This is a genomic window from Mycobacterium sp. P2_H7 (assembly GCF_056403275.1).
In genome coordinates, this window is record NZ_JBFUFU010000006.1 from 91,270 (window position 1) to 109,718 (window position 18,449).

General features: G+C 68.9%; 16 protein-coding genes. 5 read left to right on the forward strand and 11 right to left on the reverse strand.

Annotation, left to right across the window (positions count from 1 at the left end; translation table 11 throughout):
- Positions 1-68 precede the first annotated feature (68 nt).
- Positions 69-1,673, forward strand: a complete 1,605-nt coding sequence (locus AC1DY7_RS09005) for an adenylate/guanylate cyclase domain-containing protein (RefSeq protein ID WP_477493331.1) — start codon at positions 69-71, stop codon at positions 1,671-1,673.
- Here AC1DY7_RS09005 and topA read toward each other — a convergent pair.
- The 3 genes from topA to AC1DY7_RS09020 form a co-directional block, all read right to left on the reverse strand.
- Positions 1,670-4,495: a type I DNA topoisomerase gene (gene topA, locus AC1DY7_RS09010; protein WP_477493332.1), complete on the reverse strand. Its 2,826-nt coding sequence runs from the start codon at positions 4,493-4,495 to the stop codon at positions 1,670-1,672. The genes AC1DY7_RS09005 and topA overlap by 4 nt on opposite strands.
- Before the next feature lie 103 nt (positions 4,496-4,598).
- Positions 4,599-5,177 (reverse strand): hypothetical protein, encoded by a 579-nt coding sequence (locus AC1DY7_RS09015; protein ID WP_477493333.1) that lies wholly within the window; start codon positions 5,175-5,177, stop codon positions 4,599-4,601.
- Between the two features lie 75 nt (positions 5,178-5,252).
- On the reverse strand, positions 5,253-5,456 hold the full coding sequence (locus AC1DY7_RS09020; RefSeq protein WP_006243848.1) for a cold-shock protein: 204 nt from the start codon (positions 5,454-5,456) through the stop codon (positions 5,253-5,255).
- 325 nt (positions 5,457-5,781) lie between these two features.
- On the opposite strand from AC1DY7_RS09020, the gene AC1DY7_RS09025 reads away from it, so the two are divergent.
- Together AC1DY7_RS09025 and AC1DY7_RS09030 are read left to right on the forward strand one after the other, a co-directional pair.
- Positions 5,782-8,094 carry a DEAD/DEAH box helicase gene (locus AC1DY7_RS09025; RefSeq protein WP_477493499.1) on the forward strand — a complete coding sequence of 771 codons (2,313 nt, stop codon included), beginning with the start codon at positions 5,782-5,784 and terminating at the stop codon, positions 8,092-8,094.
- Between the two features lie 275 nt (positions 8,095-8,369).
- Positions 8,370-9,473: a PAS domain-containing protein gene (locus AC1DY7_RS09030; RefSeq protein ID WP_477493334.1), complete on the forward strand. Its 1,104-nt coding sequence runs from the start codon at positions 8,370-8,372 to the stop codon at positions 9,471-9,473.
- Here AC1DY7_RS09030 and AC1DY7_RS09035 read toward each other — a convergent pair.
- From AC1DY7_RS09035 to ssd, 7 genes are read right to left on the reverse strand one after another with little or no spacing between them, the layout of a single operon-like run.
- Positions 9,464-9,763, reverse strand: a complete 300-nt coding sequence (locus tag AC1DY7_RS09035) for an Rv3654c family TadE-like protein (RefSeq protein WP_477493500.1) — start codon at positions 9,761-9,763, stop codon at positions 9,464-9,466. The two genes, AC1DY7_RS09030 and AC1DY7_RS09035, sit on opposite strands and share 10 nt — an antisense overlap.
- Positions 9,764-9,794: 31 nt before the next feature.
- Positions 9,795-10,121, reverse strand: coding sequence for a TadE family type IV pilus minor pilin (locus AC1DY7_RS09040; protein ID WP_477493501.1), 327 nt, complete (start codon positions 10,119-10,121; stop codon positions 9,795-9,797).
- Positions 10,118-10,321 (reverse strand): DUF4244 domain-containing protein, encoded by a 204-nt coding sequence (locus tag AC1DY7_RS09045; protein WP_477493335.1) that lies wholly within the window; start codon positions 10,319-10,321, stop codon positions 10,118-10,120. Before AC1DY7_RS09045 ends, AC1DY7_RS09040 begins: the two co-directional genes overlap by 4 nt.
- Positions 10,322-10,348: 27 nt before the next feature.
- A complete protein-coding gene (locus AC1DY7_RS09050) occupies positions 10,349-10,906 on the reverse strand; it encodes a type II secretion system F family protein (protein ID WP_477493336.1) in 558 nt (185 codons plus the stop codon).
- Positions 10,903-11,682: a type II secretion system F family protein gene (locus AC1DY7_RS09055; protein WP_477493337.1), complete on the reverse strand. Its 780-nt coding sequence runs from the start codon at positions 11,680-11,682 to the stop codon at positions 10,903-10,905. Before AC1DY7_RS09055 ends, AC1DY7_RS09050 begins: the two co-directional genes overlap by 4 nt.
- Complete coding sequence (locus AC1DY7_RS09060; protein WP_477493338.1) at positions 11,679-12,839, reverse strand: TadA family conjugal transfer-associated ATPase; 1,161 nt, start codon at positions 12,837-12,839, stop codon at positions 11,679-11,681. The genes AC1DY7_RS09055 and AC1DY7_RS09060 overlap by 4 nt, the downstream gene beginning before the upstream one ends.
- Positions 12,836-13,903: a septum site-determining protein Ssd gene (gene ssd / locus AC1DY7_RS09065; RefSeq protein ID WP_477493339.1), complete on the reverse strand. Its 1,068-nt coding sequence runs from the start codon at positions 13,901-13,903 to the stop codon at positions 12,836-12,838. Before ssd ends, AC1DY7_RS09060 begins: the two co-directional genes overlap by 4 nt.
- A 411-nt stretch (positions 13,904-14,314) precedes the next feature.
- Between ssd and AC1DY7_RS09070 the strand changes: the two genes are divergently transcribed.
- Positions 14,315-15,193 carry an HAD-IB family hydrolase gene (locus AC1DY7_RS09070; RefSeq protein WP_477493340.1) on the forward strand — a complete coding sequence of 293 codons (879 nt, stop codon included), beginning with the start codon at positions 14,315-14,317 and terminating at the stop codon, positions 15,191-15,193.
- A gap of 416 nt (positions 15,194-15,609) precedes the next feature.
- On the opposite strand, the gene AC1DY7_RS09075 is transcribed toward AC1DY7_RS09070, so the two are convergent.
- The gene (locus AC1DY7_RS09075; protein WP_477493341.1) at positions 15,610-16,350 is read right to left on the reverse strand and encodes an oxidoreductase; all 741 of its coding nucleotides are present in this window, start codon (positions 16,348-16,350) and stop codon (positions 15,610-15,612) included.
- Positions 16,351-16,474: 124 nt separating this feature from the next.
- Between AC1DY7_RS09075 and acs the strand changes: the two genes are divergently transcribed.
- Positions 16,475-18,436, forward strand: a complete 1,962-nt coding sequence (gene acs / locus AC1DY7_RS09080; RefSeq protein WP_477493342.1) for an acetate--CoA ligase — start codon at positions 16,475-16,477, stop codon at positions 18,434-18,436.
- Positions 18,437-18,449 lie beyond the last annotated feature (13 nt).

The window sequence follows — 18,449 nt, forward strand, 5'->3', positions numbered from 1 at the left end:
AGTGGTGGGTCGCGACATGACCGAGAACACCAGCGCATGAGGTCACACCTGACCGATACGGTAAACGGGTGACCACGGCGACCAACCCGATCGGGCGAATCAGCGCATTCGTCCGCTGGGTCGCGCGCACGCCGTGGCCGGTGTTCACGCTGGGCATGGTGCAGTCCGACATCATCGGCGCGCTGTTCGTCCTCGGCTTCCTCCGTTTCGGCCTGCCCGCCGAGGACCGCATCCAGCTCCAGGACCTGCCCGCCTTCAATCTGGCGATCTTCCTGGCCTACCTGTTCGTGGCGTTCACGGTCGGCGCCTACCTGAGCCTGCGGCTGCTCCTGCCGGTCATCCGCTGGCAGCGGCGCGACACCCTGCTCGCCGACGGCGACCCCACCATCACCGGGCTGGCCCGGGTGCGTGCGCTGAAGATGCCGTTCTACCGCACCCTGATCAGCGTCTCGAACTGGCTGCTCGGCTCCATCGTGTTCATCGTCGCGAGCTGGCCGGTGGCCAGCAAGTCCGCGCCCGTCGTCGCCGTGGCCACCGCCCTGGGTGCCACCGCGACCGCGATCATCGGCTACCTGCAGTCCGAGCGCGTGCTTCGCCCCGTCGCCGTCGCCGCGCTGCGCGGCGGGGTACCGGAGAACTTCCGTGCGCCCGGGGTCATCCTGCGCCAGGTGCTCACCTGGGTGCTGTCCACCGGGGTGCCACTGCTGGCCATCGTGCTCGCGTTGGTGGCCAGCAAGTTCGCCATCCTCACCGCGCCCGCCGAACGCCTGAACACCCCGCTGCTGCTACTGGCCATCGCTGCCCTGGTGATCGGGCTGGCAGGCACGGTGCTGGTGGCCATGTCCATCGCGGACCCGCTGCGTCAGCTGCGCTGGGCCCTCGGTGAGGTGCAACGCGGTAACTACAACGCGCACATGCAGATCTATGACGCCAGCGAGCTGGGCCTGCTGCAGGCTGGCTTCAACGACATGGTGCGCGACCTGGCCGAGCGGCAACGGCTGCGCGACCTGTTCGGCCGCTACGTGGGTGAGGACGTCGCCCGCCGGGCCCTCGAACGCGGCACCGAACTCGGTGGTCAGGAACGCGATGTCGCAGTGCTTTTCGTCGATCTGGTGGGTTCGACACAGCTGGCCTCGACCATCCCGGCCTCCGAGGTGGTGAACCTGCTCAACGAGTTCTTCCGCGTCATCGTCGACACCGTGAACAAGCACGGCGGCTTCGTCAACAAGTTCCAGGGTGACGCCGCGCTGGCCATCTTCGGCGCGCCGATCGAGCACCCCGACGCCCCAGGCGCTGCGCTGGCGGCATCCCGCGAGCTGCACGACGAACTGGTGAACGTGCTGGGGCAGACCGAATTCGGCATCGGGGTGTCCGCAGGGCGGGCGATCGCCGGCCACATCGGCGCGCAGGCGCGGTTCGAGTACACCGTGATCGGTGATCCGGTCAACGAGGCCGCCCGGCTGACCGAGCTGGCCAAGCTGGAGACCGGCCATGTGCTGGCCTCGGCGATAGCGGTCAGCGGCGCACTGGACGCCGAGGCGCTGTGCTGGGACGTCGGCGAGATCGTCGAACTGCGCGGCCGGGTCGCGCCCACCCAGCTGGCCAGGCCGCTGGTCCGGTCCAGCCCGAGCGGACGCATCCAGATCGGGCAGGACGCGAACCGGGGCGGCTAAGCCTTCTTGGCGGCTTTCTTCGCCGGAGCCTTCTTGGCCGGCGTCTTCTTCGCGGCGGCCTTCTTGGCCGGCGCCTTCTTGGCGGCCTTCTTCACCGGGCCGCGGGCACGGCGGTCGGCGAGCAGCTCGGAGGCACGTGCATCGGTGATCGACAGCACGTCGTCACCCTTGCGCAGGCTGGCGTTGGTCTCACCGTCGGTGACGTACGGGCCGAAACGGCCGTCTTTGATCACCATCGGCTTCTCCGACACCGGGTCGTTGCCGAGCTCGCGCAGCGGCGGTGTCGCAGCACCCTGACGGCCGCGCCGCTTGGGCTCGGCGTAGATCTTGAGCGCCTCGTCGAGGGTGACGGTGAACATCTGCTCTTCGGTCGCCAAGGACCGGGAGTCGGTGCCGCGCTTGAGATACGGGCCGTAGCGGCCGTTCTGCGCGGTGATCTCCTCGTTGTTGGCCGGGTCGACGCCGACGACGCGGGGCAGCGAAAGCAGCCGCAGCGCATCCTCGAGGGTGACGGTCTCCAGGTCCATGGTGCGCAATAGCGAACCGGTTCGCGGCTTGGGGCCCGTGGGCTTCTTGCCCTTCTTCGCCGTGACCCCATCTTCGGGATCCTCCGGTGGCTCGGGCAGCACCTCGGTGACGTAGGGACCGTAGCGCCCGTCCCTGGCCAGGATCTCGTGCCCGGATTCCGGGTCGATACCGAGGGAGCGGCCCTCTTGCGGTGTGGCGAAAGCCTTTTCGGCGAGTTCGAGGGTCAGCTCGTCGGGAGTCAGCTCATCCTTGAGGTTGGCGCGCTGCGGCTTGAGCTCCCCGGGGTTTTCGTCGTCGGCGACCATCCGCTCCAGGTACGGGCCGTTACGGCCGACGCGGACGTTGATGGCGCGGCCTTCGTCGTCGTCAAAGAGCTTGATGGAGTTGACAACCCGAGCGTCGATGCCCTCCAGGTTGCCGCCGACCAGTTGCTTGAGTCCGCCGGCGCGGGCGATGGATCCGTCCACGCCGTGCTCGCCGCCGAAGTAGAAGTTGTTGAGCCAGTTGGTCCTTCGCTCGTTTCCCGAGGCAATCTCGTCGAGCTCGTCTTCCATGGCGGCGGTGAAGTCGTAGTCGACCAGCCGGCCGAAATGCTGCTCCAGCAACCCGATGACGGCAAACGCCACCCAGGACGGCACCAGGGCGCTGCCCTTCTTGTGCACGTAGCCGCGGTCCTGGATGGTCTTGATGATCGACGAGTACGTCGAAGGCCGGCCGATGCCCAGGTCTTCGAGCGCCTTGATCAGCGAGGCCTCGGTGTAACGGGCCGGGGGCGAGGTGGTGTGCCCGTCGGCGGTCAGACCCGCCGCGTCGACGCGCTGGCCCTGGGTGAGGTTCGGCAGCCGGCTCTCGGCGTCGTCGGCCTCGCCGCCGGCCTGCTCGTCGAGGCTCTCGACGTAGGCCTTCAGGAAGCCGGCGAAGGTGATGGTGCGGCCCGAGGCGTTGAAGACGACCTGCTCGCCCGTGCGGGCGGTGCCCGAGATCCGCAGGCTGAGCGTGGTTCCGCGGGCGTCGGCCATCTGGGAGGCGACGGTGCGCTGCCAGATCAGCTCGTAGAGCCGGAACTCGTCGGTGTCCAGGGCGCTGTGCAGCTGGCCCGGGGTCTGGAAGACGTCACCGGCGGGCCGGATGGCCTCGTGCGCCTCCTGCGCGTTCTTCACCTTGCGGGTGTACTGGCGCGGCGAGGGGTGCACATACTCGGCACCGTAGAGCTGGCTGGCCTGGTTGCGGGCCGCGTTGATGGCCGACTCCGACAGCGTGGTCGAGTCGGTACGCATGTAGGTGATGTAGCCGTTTTCGTACAGCCGCTGCGCGATGCTCATGGTGCGCTCCGAGGAGAACCGCAGCTTGCGGCCTGCTTCCTGCTGCAGCGTCGACGTCATGAACGGCGGGTAGGGCTTACGCGTGTAGGGCTTCTGCTCCACCGACGACACCGCGAGCTGCTCGCCGCGCAGCCCGCCGGCCAGGGCGTTGGCGGCGGCCTCGTCGAGCACGAGCACCTCGTCGGGCTTGCGGACAGCGCCCAGCGAGTCGAAATCGCGCCCGCTGGCGACCCGGCGACCGTCCACGGTGTTGAGCTTGGCGGTGAACTTGGGCGGCGACGCCGACGGGTCGGAGACCGACGCGTCGAGTTCGGCGGTGACGTCCCAGTAGCCGGCGCTACGGAACGCCATGCGCTCCCGCTCGCGCGACACGATGATGCGGGTGGCCACGGACTGCACCCGGCCGGCCGACAGTTTGGGCGCGACCTTCTTCCACAGCACGGGCGAAACCTCGTAGCCGTACAGGCGGTCGAGGATGCGGCGGGTTTCCTGCGCGTCGACCAGAGCGATGTCGAGGTCGCGGGGATTCTCGGCGGCGGCCCGGATGGCGGGTTCGGTGATCTCGTGGAACACCATCCGCTTGACGGGGATGCGGGGCTTCAGCGTCTCCAGCAGGTGCCAGGCGATGGCCTCACCCTCGCGGTCACCGTCTGTCGCCAGATAGAGCTCGTCGACGCCCTTGAGGAGGTCCTTGAGTTCGGTGACGGTGGCCTTTTTATCCGGGCTGACGATATAGAGGGGTTCGAAGTTGTCATCGACGTTGACGCCGAGTCGGGCCCACGGTTCGGATTTGTATTTGGCCGGGACGTCCGCGGCATTGCGCGGAAGGTCGCGAATATGCCCGCGCGAGGATTCCACGACGTAGTTGGAGCCGAGGTAGCCGGCGATTTTGCGCGCCTTCGTCGGCGACTCGACTATGACGAGCCGCCGTACGTTACCGGCGCCTCCCGGGCTCCGGTCCTCGTCAGCCACCTGCTTTTACTCTCCAGTTCTCTGCGCGTGTCCAGCGCGTTGGCAACTGACAATTTCGCACCCCACGCGTACCAACGCAAACCGGCTCGCCCGTGACATGTCCTTATATTCGGGGCCACTGCGCGAACGCGTCGGTGTCCCCCGGAGGTTCCCCAACCGTCTCTACCAGGCGTGACAGCCGTCTGCGGCCACTGATTCGCAAGGCTGGACGGGACCCTCTGGTACCGATCAGAGTGGGCGCAATTCCCACCCGCATGAGGGCCGCGGCAAGGGCGGCATGGGTGTCGGGCGCGTGCGGATCCAGGCCCAGCAGGTATCGGTCGGCCTCCGGCCGTCCGTCCGCCAGCGCCCAGGCCCGCAGCTCGCGAGGGCCGGGCAGCCACTGCGCGGGCACCGTCTTGACCGCACCCCTGGTCCACTCCCTGGCCAGCCCGGTCAGGCGGTTGTCCATGCCCGTACGGACCAGCGGGTTGTTCTCGTCGGTCCGGGCGATCTCGGCCACCAGGCCGGCCTCGGTGATCATCTCGGCCAGGCCTTCGGCACGCCAGAGCCGGTCGATGACCACCGACAACCGTGCCTCATCACCGGAGATCACCACCTGGCCGGAAGCCGCGAGAATCCCCGTGAGGTCGGCCACCTGCGGTGGTATCGACTCAGCCGAGAAGAACGACAGCTGGCTCACACGCTCGACACTAACGGCGCCGTAAACGAAAACGCCCCCGGCGTGGCCGGGGGTGTTTCGTCAGACTGTGCTAGATCAGACGGCGCGAACGCCGGTGGCCTGGGGGCCCTTGGGGCTCTGGCCGACCTCGAACTCAACCTTCTGGTTTTCTTCCAGGGTGCGGAAGCCCGACCCCTGGATTTCCGTGTAGTGGACGAAAACATCGGCGGAGCCGTCCTCGGGGGCGATGAAGCCGAAGCCCTTCTCCGCGTTGAACCACTTCACAGTTCCCTGTGGCATTTTCCGTACATTCCTTCTCTTACCGGGTGCGGTTCACCGACTTCCGGTGTACCGGGCCCGTTCCGACCGCCAATCCTTCGTGGAGTCGCCGGAACTTGACCCGACCTACAACCCTCGCAGGAACCGCGATCGCAACGACGATCCTGCGAGTGCGAGAACACGAACACAGAAGCTGCGACCGCGATTAGTCAATCATGTTCAGAGCGCCTACAACAGTGTCGGCACGATCCGGTAGTTAACAATTCACCTGGGGACACGTCCCGGGAATCTCCCCGGAATTTGAGAACGGAAGCAGGTGAGCGGATCAGTGGCAGAGTCGGGATCTCTGTTCGGGCGCGAACTGCTGGCCCGTGCGCTGGAAGGCACTGCCCCCGACGAACATCCGCTGCGGCACGTCACCGATCTGCCCGCGCGCCGTGCCCAGGGCCGGCCGTGGCCGCAGTGGGCTCCCGACGAGGTGGTCGCGGCGTACGCGGAGCGCGGGATCACCGGATTGTGGTCACACCAGTTGGCGGCCGCGGAGTTGGCACATCAGGGTCGCCACGTGATGGTGTCGACCGGCACGGCGTCGGGCAAGTCGCTGGCCTATCAACTGCCGATCCTGGCGGCGATGTCGGAGAACCGCCAGGCCAGAGCGTTGTATCTGGCGCCGACCAAGGCGCTGGGCCACGATCAGCTGCGCGCCGCGCAGGCGCTCACCTCGGCGGCGGAGACGCTGCGCGACATCGCGCCGAGCGCCTACGACGGCGACGCCACCACCGAGATGCGGCGCTTCGCCAGGGAGCGGTCGCGGTGGATCTTCTCCAACCCCGACATGATCCATCTGTCGTTGCTGCGCAACCACGCTCGGTGGGCGGTGTTCCTGCGCAACCTCACCTACATCGTGGTCGACGAGTGTCATTACTACCGTGGCATCTTCGGGTCGAATGTGGCGATGGTGCTGCGTCGGCTGCTGCGCCTGTGCGAGCGGTATTCGGGGACTCCCACCGTCATCTTCGCCAGCGCCACAACGGCACTCCCGGGTGAGACCGCCGCAGAACTGATCGGCCAGACTGTCGTCCCCGTGACCGACGACGGGTCACCGCAGGGCGGGCGCACCATCGCCCTGTGGGAGCCGGCCCTGCTGGGGGATCTCGTCGGCGAGAACGGCGCCCCGGTGCGGCGATCGGCGGGCGCGGAGGCCGCGCGGGTGATGGCCGACCTGATGGCCGAGGGGGCACGCACCCTGACTTTCGTGCGTTCCCGGCGAGGTGCCGAGCTGACCGCACTCGCCGCGCGGGCCCGGCTCGAGGACATCGCGCCGCACATCGCCGACCGGGTCGCCTCCTACCGCGCCGGCTATCTCGCCGAGGATCGCCGCGAGCTGGAACACGCCCTGTCCGAGGGAGATCTGCGCGGGCTCGCCACCACGAACGCACTGGAACTCGGCGTCGACATCGCGGGACTGGACGCCGTCGTGCTGGCCGGCTTCCCCGGCACCGTCACGTCGTTCTGGCAGCAGGCCGGCCGTTCGGGGCGGCGGGGCCAGAGTGCGCTGATCGTGCTGATCGCCAGGGACGACCCCCTGGACACCTACCTGGTGCACCATCCGGAGGCGCTGCTGGACAAGCCGATCGAGCGGGTGGTGATCGACCCGGCCAATCCGCACGTGCTGGGCCCGCAGCTGCTGTGTGCGGCCACCGAAGTGCCCCTGACCGATGGCGAGGTGCGGGCCTGGAGCGCCGAGGCGGTGGCCGCCGAACTGGTCGACGACGGGTTGTTGCGGCGCAGGCCGAGCGGGTACTTCCCCGCGCCCGGCGTCGATCCGCATCACGCGGTTGACATCCGGGGTGGGTCCGGCGGCCAGATCGCCATCCTGGAGGACGGCACCGGCCGCATGCTGGGCACCACCGGCACCGGCCAGGCACCGGCCGCCATCCATCCCGGCGCCGTCTACCTGCACCAGGGGGAGAGTTATCTGGTCGACTCGCTGGACTTCGAGGACGGGATCGCCTTCGTGCACGCCGAGGACCCCGGCTATACGACGTCGGCGCGGGAGATCACCGATATCACCGTGACCGGGCCCGGTGAGCGAAACACATACGGCCCCATCACTCTTGGCCTCGTCCCGGTGTCGGTGACCAATACCGTGACGGGCTATCTACGCCGCAGGGTCGACGGTGAGGTCATCGACTTCATCGAGCTGGACATGCCGTCGCGCACCCTGAATACCGTGGCCGTGATGTGCACACTGCCCCCGGAATTGTTGGCCGCCAACGGGATCGAGATGCTGGGGGTGCCCGGGGCGCTGCACGCCGCGGAGCACGCGGCCATCGGCCTGCTGCCGCTGGTGGCCAGCTGCGACCGGGGCGATATCGGTGGAGTGTCCACGGCGTCCGGACCGGAAGACGGGCTGCCGACGATATTCGTCTACGACGGGTATCCGGGCGGGGCGGGTTTCGCCGATCGGGGATTCCGGAAGTTCGCCACCTGGTGGGGCGCCACCGCCGCCGCCATCGAGGCATGTGAGTGCCCGTCGGGTTGCCCCTCATGTGTGCAGTCGCCCAAGTGCGGCAACGGAAATGACCCATTGGACAAGGCCGGCGCCATCACGGTGCTGCGCCTGGTGCTCGGCATACTGGCTCGCCACGAGCCCTGACGATCCACCCCACGAGAATCGCCGTTTGCTCTGCCCGCACGCCGACACCGGCACGCCGAGCACCTCGACATCGCGACAAACGGTCGGACAACGCGATCCGTTTTCAATCCCGGCGAACCGGGCGCCGACGTAAAGTACCCCGCTACCAGGGCACACGCAAATTCTTTTCTCTACGCACACACCCTGATCGGTCGCTCCGATCCGACGCGCACGACGGATTTCGTTGCAGACGCAAATCGCGGGCGCAGCGCCTGCCGCCAGCTAAACTGCTCCCCATGGACCACGACTGGCTGCTCGTGGAGACGCTCGGCGACGAGCCCGCAGTGGTCGCCCAGGGGTCGCGCACCAAGAACCTCGTTCCGATCAGCACCTTTCTGCGACGGAATCCGCACCTGATGGCCATCCAATCCGCGATCGGTGAAACCGTCCGCGGTGGACAACCGCTGACGAGCATCACCACCAAACACGATCGGGTGATCTGCACCGACGTGGTGCGGATGTCCGACGGGGTGATCCACGGCGTGCAGTTGTGGATCGGCCCGCCCGATGTGGAGGTGCCGGAGCGCCCGTTGATCGGCCCACTCAAATGGGATCTGGATTCGGGTGTGGCAACCGACACCGCGGAGTCGCTGACCAACAGTGGCCGCGACGCGTCCCGGGAGGCGACGCACGGTCGCGCCTTTGCCGAGGATCTGCCGGCACGGGCGCTCAACCCGGACGAGTCCAGCGTGCTCTCGATGGTCATCCGCGCCAAACCGGGCCATGTCATGTGCAGTACCTGGAACGTCACCGACTACCAGGGCAGGCCCATCGCGGTGGGTTTCGTGGCCCGCGCCGCCCGGGAAGCACAGGACGACGGCACCGAGCGGTTGATCTGCCGGTCGATGAACTGGCGCGCCGAGCGTGAGGAACCTCTGGCCCGGCCCGATGATCTGGCCCAGCGCATCCTCAACGGCCTGGCGGTGCCCGGCGTGTACCGCGCGCTGGTGGATTTGAACAGCTGGCGCCTGCTGAAGTGGCTCGATACGCCGTGCCCGTTCTACGACTGGCGCGCCGCCGAAACGGACGTCCCCATGCTCGATCCTGCCGACGAGCACCACATCCTCTCCATGGCACAGGAATTCGCCATCGGACCGACGGCCCGTGTGCTGGGCCTGCGGGCCCACGGCGGGGGCTACACGCCGATCCACGTGACGGCCACCCGCGTCGAACTCGACGAGAACACCATCGCGGCGCTGCTGGCGTTGCGGCTGCCCACCGACGAGGAGATGGCCGCCGCCCAGCACGGGGCGGTGGTGGCCGATCCCACCGATGCCGGCTCCCGGCCCACCCTGAAATCCCTCTTGCGGCTGGGTAAATCGGAGGAGCATCAGGACTGATCCGCGGGGCCGGCGCGCGCCTGGGCGCGGGCCCGCCACTGTCGTAACCCGGTGGCCGCATCCACACTGACCACAGCGTCCAATCCGTCGACGACGCAGCCCGCCAGGGTGACGCTCATCGCCGAGGTCACCGAAGCTGCTTGCGCGCAAGCGAATTGCTGCCCCGCGGGCAGGCCGACCGCGGCGGCGTGGGCGGCCAGGTCCGCGGCCGCCTGGGCCCGGTGCCGCGCGACGACGGCCGCACCCAGTATCACCAGACCCGAGGTGAGCGCGACCAGCACGCCGACCATGGCCGCCGCGATCAGCGTCGCGGAGCCGCGGTCATCGCTGCCCAGGCTCGACCGCCGCGAAGGCTTCTGCGGCGACGGTGATGCCCGGCAGCAGGGGCGACCTCGCGCTGACCCGGGCGACGATGAAGCCACCGTCGCGCCGCAGGGCCACCATCGCGCCGTGCGGGCCGACCTGCTCGGCCGCGGCGACACCGTTCCCGCCCCGTGCAGCCAGCCGGGCCGCCTCCCTGGCCGCGTCGATGCACCGGACCTGCATGCCGAGCGCGGTGAGGCCGGCCGCGCAGAGGACCAGGACCGCCACCAGCGTGGCGACCGCGAACGCGGCCTCGACGGTGACGGCGCCGTCATCGCCACTCAGACATTGGTGTTGAGCGCCCTGGTGATGATGTTGGACAGCGCGGTGACGATGGAATCGCCCGTCACCACCGAATACAGGATGGCGCCGAAAGCAGCGGCAGCCACGGTGCCGATCGCGTATTCCACCGTCGACATCCCGGACTCGTCGGCGGCGAGCACTATCAGCTTCGTCTGAATCGATCGGAACATGTTTCCTCCCATTGTCTTTCCCTTCGGTTGATGGAGTGTTCACAGCAGACCCGCCCCCAGCACGTCGCCCGCCAGCCCAGCCACGACCGGCACCACGCCCAGACAGACGAACGCGGGCAGGAAGCACAGACCCAGCGGGCCCGCGATGAGCACCGCGGCCCGACCGGAGGCGGCCTCTGCCGCGGCGCCCGCATCACCGCGTACCTGATCGGCAAGCTCTGCGGCGCCCTGTGCCAGCGCCGCACCGGATTCGGCGGATCGCCGTGCCATCCGGGCCAGCGTGCTGCCGTGTGGGTCGGCCGTCGACTCGGCCTGCCCCCAGGCCTTGCCCGGGTCCGCGCCCAGCGCGAGCAGTTGCGCAGCGCGGGTCAGCCGTTCGGCCAGTTCGGCAGGAGCGAGCGCGGCCGCCGCCGCGGCTGCACCCGGGGTGGACATTCCGGCGCTCAGACACGCCGACAGCACGTCGAAGCAGGATGCCGCGGCGAGTGGATCCGCTACCCGACGCGCCGCCCTCGGCTCGACGGGGCTGATGCCGATCCGTGCGGGACCCGCCCCGACGAGTAGAGCAGCGGCGAGAAGTATGGCAGGCCAGGTCATTTCACGGCTCCCGATGCGATTCGCTCCGACCACCACAATCCCAGGCAGCACAGCGACACACCGATGACCAGCAGCCAGCCACCCGAGCCGCCGGACAACAGGAAGCGCAGCGAGTCCGCCCCGATGAGCTGTCCGAGGGCGATGCCGAACACGGGCAGCGCCGCAAGAATTGCGGCCGTGGCGCGAGCCCCGGCCAGTCCCGCGTCGACCTTGGCCGAAAAGCGTTCGCGCTCGGCGATATCGCGCTGTGCAGCCCGCATGAGCGTGGCGATGGCCAGGCCATGGGTCTGGGCGAGGTGCCAGCACACCGCGAGCCGCTCCCAATGTCCGGGTAGCGCAGATGTCCCAGCGGCCGCCCGCAGGCCGGCCGCCACATCGCCGCCGAGATGCCCGCGCGACGCCACCCCGCGCAACGCCGCGGCCACCGGTCCCTCGACTTCCCCGGCTGCCACACCGAAGGCCCGCACGGGGTGCGCACCCACCCGCAGTTCACCCATGAGGACATCCAGCGCGTCCCGCAGCGCCGCGGCTTCGGACCGTCGGCGTGCCCGGCGATCCGCCTGCCTGCGACGGGCAGCTACGGCGCCGATCACCAGCGCGGCCGCCGCGACGGTCGCCACGGGCAACAGGAGCACCGCCACGCCGCCCGCCGCCAGCGCGCACGGCCACAGCAGCAGACGGCCGGCCACCACGTGTCCGGGCAGTCCGAGCCGCCGCCGCGCCGCCGACGGCACGATGAGCAGGGCGGCCGCCAGCAGCAGCGCGGCGCCCATCATCGGTGGCGCCGGTCATCGATGATCCGGGTGAATGCCGGCGCGCCAGAGCCGAACCCGCCGTCCACATCCCACACCGTCTCGGCCCGGACGCAGCCGTCGTCGCCCCGGACCAGCACGGCGAGCTCGACGAGCCGGCGACCGGCCGACGCGTCCCTGCGCACATGCAGCACGACCTGCACCGCGGCGGCGAGTTGACTGTGCAGCGCCGCACGATCCAACCCACCGGCGCCCGCGAGCGCCTCCAATCGGGCCGGCACCTCCAATGGGCTGTTGGCGTGCACGGTGCCCGCTCCCCCGTCGTGACCGGTGTTGAGCGCGGCGAGCAGGTCGACCACCTCGGCGCCGCGCACCTCCCCGACCACGATCCGGTCGGGCCGCATCCGCAGGGCTTGGCGGACCAGATCACGCACGGACACCACACCGACGCCTTCGACGTTGGCGCCCCTGGCCACCAGCTTGACCAGATGCGGATGCCGGGGCGCGAGTTCGGCGGCGTCCTCGACGCACACGATCCGCTCACCTGGGTCGACGGCACCCAGCATCGCCGCCAGGAGCGTCGTCTTGCCCGCACCGGTGCCACCAGAGATCAGGAATGCCATTCGGGTGCAGAGGATCTGGCGGAGCAGGTGGGCCGCCTCCGCGGCGATGGCGCCGGCGGCGATCAGCGCATCGAGGTCCTGGTCGGCCGGGCGCAGCACGCGCAAGGACAGGCAGGTTCCGCCGACGGCGATCGGTGGGAGCACGGCATGCAGCCGTACCGGGTCGGCACCCAGACAGGTCAGTTGTCCGTCCACCCAGGGTTGGTTCTCGTCGAGCCTGCGACCCGCCGCGAGCGCGAGTCGTTGAGCGAGCCGCCGTACCGCGTCTTCGTCGGTGAATCGGATCTCGCTGCGGGACAATCCGTTTCCACCGTCCACCCAGACGGCATCCGGTGCGGTGACGAGGACATCGGTGGTGCCGGGCAGGCGTAGCAGCGGGTCGAGCAGACCTGCGCCCGTCAGTTCGGTCTGCAACACGCGCATGGTGGCCAGGACATCCGTGTCGCCGAGCACACCACCGGATTCCGCCCGGATCGCCGCGGCGACGACGGCCGGGCGCAGCGGAATGTCTTCGACGGCAAGGCGTTCCCGCACGCGCTCGATCAATGACGCCGTCACGCCGGCACTCCCGCCGGTTGTTGCGGCAAAAGTGCCAGGATCCGGCTCGCCGCCGTGGCCAGCGGCGATCTGGCGCGAGCCCGGAGTCCACCACGCTCCATCGCGCCGTCCAGACCGGGCTGGGGCCGCATCGAGACGAGCAGCGGCAGGTCCACGGTGCGGGCGACGTCCTCGGCGCGCAGCCCGCCCGGGGAAGGACCGCGGACCACCAGTCCGACATTGGGATTGATGCTGCCGGCCCAGCCTGCCGTCACACCGGCAGCGGCCGTCGACCGCACGTCGGCGGGGGTGATCAGCACGACGAGGTCCGCGGCCCGCAGCGCCGTCTCGGAGGCGGGGCCGGGTTGGCGGGGCACGTCACACACCACCGTCACCCCGGCGCGGCGGCCCGCATCGATGACCGCCGCGAGCGGGCCGGCCGCGATATCGGCTCCCGCGCGGCCGCCGGACAGCACGGTGACCCCGCGGCGCGACGGCAGCACGTCGCGTAGTGCGTCGTAGCCGAGCCTGCCGTCGCTCAGGGAGAGATCGGGCCAGCGCAGTCCCGCTTCGCCCTCGCTACCCAGCGCCAGGTCCAGACCGCCGCCCCAGGGATCGGCGTCGATCAAGAGCGCCTCGGCTGCCGTCTGCGCGATGGCCACCGCGAGCAGGGAGGCGCCGGCGCCGCCGGTACCGCCCAACACGGCGACTGCCGGACCGCACCGCGCCCCCGCGCCGTGCCGGTCCGCAGCGCCGGACAGCTCGGTCACCAGTTCGCCGTCCTGCCGGGGCAGCTGCAGCACCCGTTCGGCGCCGACGGCCACCGCAGATTCCCAGTCCGCGCCCGTCAGCGCGGCCGACAACAACAGCACCCTGTCCCGGCGTGGGAGCCCATGCGCCACGCACCGCAGCGCGCCAGCGTTGTCCACGAGCACCATCAGAGCGCTCGCCCAGACGGCCCCGCTGGACGGTTCGCCGACGTGCACCACCCGCACCCCGGCAGCGGCGGCGACGCGATCGACATCGTCACGCACCGCGCCGTCGGTGAGGATCGCCAGTACCGACACCGATGCAGAATTGGTCACCCGACCACTGTGCGAACAGGCGGCGAACAAGCGCTAGAGGGCAGTCGAACATCTGTGGATGAATCGGCAACTGTGCATGAATCCCGGCCGGGCGTCGCACTGAGAATGGCATTCCGCAACGCCGGAAAGGTGTGATGGCCACCACGGGCCGAAAGAAAAACCCCCAGAAAAGGGACGACCCCCGCCAGGGGGGGAGGAGGCGGAGGTCGTCGTGTATCAGCCCCGGGGGGTCGGGCTGATCCACACCCGACATAAGCCGGGTAATGCTCACTATACACACGAGGTTGTCCCGTAGCGCAAGTTGCACTTGCCTGAGAATGCGCGTTGGAACGGAAAAACCAGCGGTCGGCGACACATAACGTGAGCTGCCACTTTCCCAGCAATGGGAGAGGCTTCCCCGGCTCCGGGCATATGCTGGGGACCGTGACGGTATCCGACGGGGCTCCTGACGCGCCCGCCGACGCTGATGGCCGCGCCGAATCTGGGCAACCTATCCGCACGGCGGCATTCTTCGACCTCGACAAGACCGTGATCGCGAAGTCCAGCACACTGGCGTTCAGCAAACCTTTCTTCGATCAAGGACTCCTGAACCGGCGCGCGGTCCTCAAGTCGACGTACGCCCAGTTTCTGTTCCTGATGTCCGGTGCGGACCACGAACAGATGGACCGAATGCGGACTTACTTGACCGATATGTGCACCGGCTGGGACGTCGAGCAGGTGCGGTCGGTGGTGGGCGAGACCCTGCACGAGATCGTCGATCCGCTGGTGTTCGCCGAAGCCGCCCTCCTCATCGCCGACCACAAGCTGTGCGGGCGCGATGTCGTCGTGGTCTCAGCCTCGGGCGAGGAGATCGTCGCTCCCATCGCGCGAGCCTTGGGCGCCACCCATGCGATGGCCACCCGGATGGTCGTCGAGGACGGTAAGTACACCGGCGAGGTCGCGTTCTACTGTTTCGGCGAGGGCAAGGTCGAAGCGATCCGCGAACTGGCCGCCAGCGAGGGCTACGCGCTCGAGCACTGCTACGCGTACTCCGATTCGGTCACCGACCTGCCGATGCTGCAAGCGGTGGGCCACCCGTCGGTGGTCAATCCCGACCGGGCGCTGCGCAAGGAAGCGGCCTCGCGCGACTGGCCGGTCCTGACCTTCAGCCGGCCGGTATCGCTGCGGGACCGGCTGTCTGCGCCGTCCGGTGCGGCCGTCGCCACGACGTTCGCCGTGGGCCTGAGTGCCCTGGCGGGCGGGGCCCTGACCTATTCGTTGTTGCGCCGGTTCATGTTTCAGAGCCGGTAGTACGACGGTCGGTCGTAGTCGGCGGTACCGCGTAACGATCCGGAATCGGCATCAATAGACACTTGATGTGACCGCGGTCACGTAGTACAAAGGAGACACGGAAGCGCGGTAAGGCCAAGGTCACACCGGAGGAGAAGGTGTGATCTCCCGAACCGAGCTCCCCAGCACGGATCCCGGCACCCACGCGGAGCACATACCGCGATAGAGGTAAAAGTGTTGCGGGCCTGCGGAATTGCGAAAGCGGATGGCGTCGAAGGCTCCTTGGGTGGAGCCGCAGCCACAGCGCACCGCAAGAACGCCGAGGTCACCCACGCAACCCACCAGAGCACGCTTGGTAACCGGATTCCGTGCTAGCGGGCGGCGAGCCGAATCAGATGCAGGTCTGATACCGGAACGTCGCCCGCTTCATGTGTGCCCTAGGTCCGAGCCGCCTCGGCGATCGAAAGCGCTTCTCGCGCACCGGCATGCAGCGCCTGGTTGCTCAGGACCAGCCACGCCCCCAAACCGTTGGGAGTACCCGACGCGAACCCGCGCGCCGCCGCGCGATAGTTGCCCGACTGCTTCATCCAGAACATCTCCGGCACGCCGAGGCCATGCGGATCCAGCCCGCTCGCCATGGTGATCAGCCGCGACACCCCGCGCGCCACCACGCCGTCGGCCACCCCGAAAGGCTCCAGCGTCAGCAGTTCCCCGTGCGCGACCGCCGCCAGCACGAAGGCCGGGACCTTCGTGCCACCCGTCACCAGATCGGCCAGCAGCTCCAGCCGCGGTCCCACCTCGGGGTCCGGCCGCGGGCGACCGAGCCGGTCGTCGTCGACCAGATCCGCGGCGGCCAGGGCGTGCAACCGGGCCAGCGCCTGCAGCGGCGCCCGCTTCCACACCCCGACGAGGGAACCCGCCCCGCCTTCCAGCACTTCGGACACCCGTAGCGCGCCCGCGAGCACCGGATCGGGCTCGCCGGATTCCGTCAGGCTCAGCGCACCGCCGTCGAGCACCGACGACGCGCGCGCGGCGCGCAGCGAGGCCTCGGCCGCCGTCGCCGGCCAGCCCCGCAGATTGGTGCGGTGCCGGTGCGCCCGGCCCAGCGCCTCCCGCGCCTCCTCGCCGGCGGCCGCCACCCCTTCGAGGTCGGCCAGCGGTGCAAGTGGATCGGTCATCGGGCTTACGCTAGCCGACCGCTGAGCGCCGCATCTGCGACCGTTCATCGCACCGGCCCCGCCGCCCGCAGCACGTTGTGACGCTCCAACACTCGTGCAACGTTCGGTGACTACGCTCACACCCATGACGACACCGCCGCTGACCCACGCCGACGTCCCGTCCGCATATCCGCCGCCCGCTGATTTCGCGGCGAATGCCAACGCCACCGGCCAGCTGTACGACGACGCAGAGCAGGATCGGCTCGGCTTCTGGGCGACCCAGGCCAACCTCCTGACGTGGCAGACGCCGTTCACCGAGGTGCTGGACTGGTCGGAAGCACCGTTCGCGAAGTGGTTTGTCGGCGGCAAGCTCAACGTCGCCTACAACTGTGTGGACCGCCACGTCGAAGCCGGCAACGGCGATCGGGTGGCCATCCACTGGGAGGGCGAGCCGGTCGGAGATGCCCGCGACATCACCTACGCCCAGCTCAAGGACGAGGTCAGCCAGGCGGCCAACGCACTGACCGATCTGGGCCTGGTGGCCGGGGACCGGGTGGCGATCTACATGCCGATGGTGCCGGAGGCGATCGTGGCGATGCTGGCCTGCGCGCGCCTGGGCGTCATGCACAGCGTGGTCTTCGCCGGGTTCTCGGCGACCGCGCTGGCGGCGCGCATTGAGGACGCCGCGGCGAAGCTGGTGATCACCACCGATGGGCAGTACCGGCGCGGTAAGGCTGCCTCGCTGAAGGACGCCGTCGACGAGGCGGTCGATGGCCAGCCGTCCATCGAGCATGTCCTGGTGGTGCGGCGCACCGGTATCGACGTGACCTGGACCGAGGGCCGCGACAAGTGGTGGGACGAAACCGTGTCCACCGCGGACACCGACCACACCCCCGAGGCGTTCGACTCCGAGCAGCCGCTGTTCCTGCTGTATACCTCCGGCACCACCGGTAAGCCCAAGGGCATCGTGCACACCTCGGGTGGTTACCTGACCCAGGCGGCCTACACCCACAACAACGTCTTCGACATCAAGGCCGAGTCCGATGTGTATTGGTGCACAGCCGATATCGGTTGGGTCACCGGGCACACCTATATCGTGTACGGCCCGCTGGCCAACGGCGTCACCCAGGTGGTCTACGAGGGCACCCCGACCTCGCCGACCGAGCACCGGCATTTCGAGGTCATCGAAAAGTACGGGGTGACAATCTATTACACGGCGCCCACGCTGATCCGCACGTTCATGAAGCTGGGCCGCCAGATTCCCGCCGCGCACGACCTGTCCACCTTGCGACTGCTCGGCTCGGTGGGCGAGCCGATCAACCCGGAGGCGTGGCGCTGGTACCGGGAAGTGATCGGCGCCAACAAGACTCCGATCGTGGACACCTGGTGGCAGACCGAGACCGGTGCGATCATGATCTCCCCGCTGCCGGGGGTGACCGCCACCAAACCGGGATCGGCGATGACCCCGCTGCCCGGTGTCTCGGCCAAGATCGTCGACGACGACGGCAACGACCTGGTGCCCGGTGCCGACGAGGCCGAGCACGTCACCGGTTACCTGGTCCTGGATCAGCCGTGGCCGTCGATGCTGCGTGGAATCTGGGGCGACCCGGAGCGTTTCAAGGAAACCTACTGGTCGCGGTTCGCCGAGCAGGGTTGGTACTTCGCCGGTGACGGCGCCCGGTATGACGCGGACGGCAACATCTGGGTGCTGGGCCGCATCGATGACGTGATGAACATTTCCGGGCACCGGATCTCCACTGCCGAGGTCGAATCCGCGTTGGTGGGTCACTCCGGGGTGGCCGAGGCCGCCGTGGTCGGCGCCAGCGATGACACCACCGGCCAGGCCATCTGCGCGTTCGTCATCCTCAAGGCCAGTGCCCACGGCGGAACCGAGACGATGGTCGAGGAGTTGCGTGCCCAGGTCGCCACCGAGATCTCGCCGATCGCCAAACCGCGCGAAATCCACGTCGTCCCTGAGCTTCCCAAGACCCGCAGCGGGAAGATAATGCGCCGACTGCTGCGCGACGTCGCCGAGGGCCGCGAACTGGGCGACACGTCAACTCTGGTGGACCCCAGCGTGTTCGAGGCGATCCGCGCCAACAAGTGACGTGAGTTCAGGG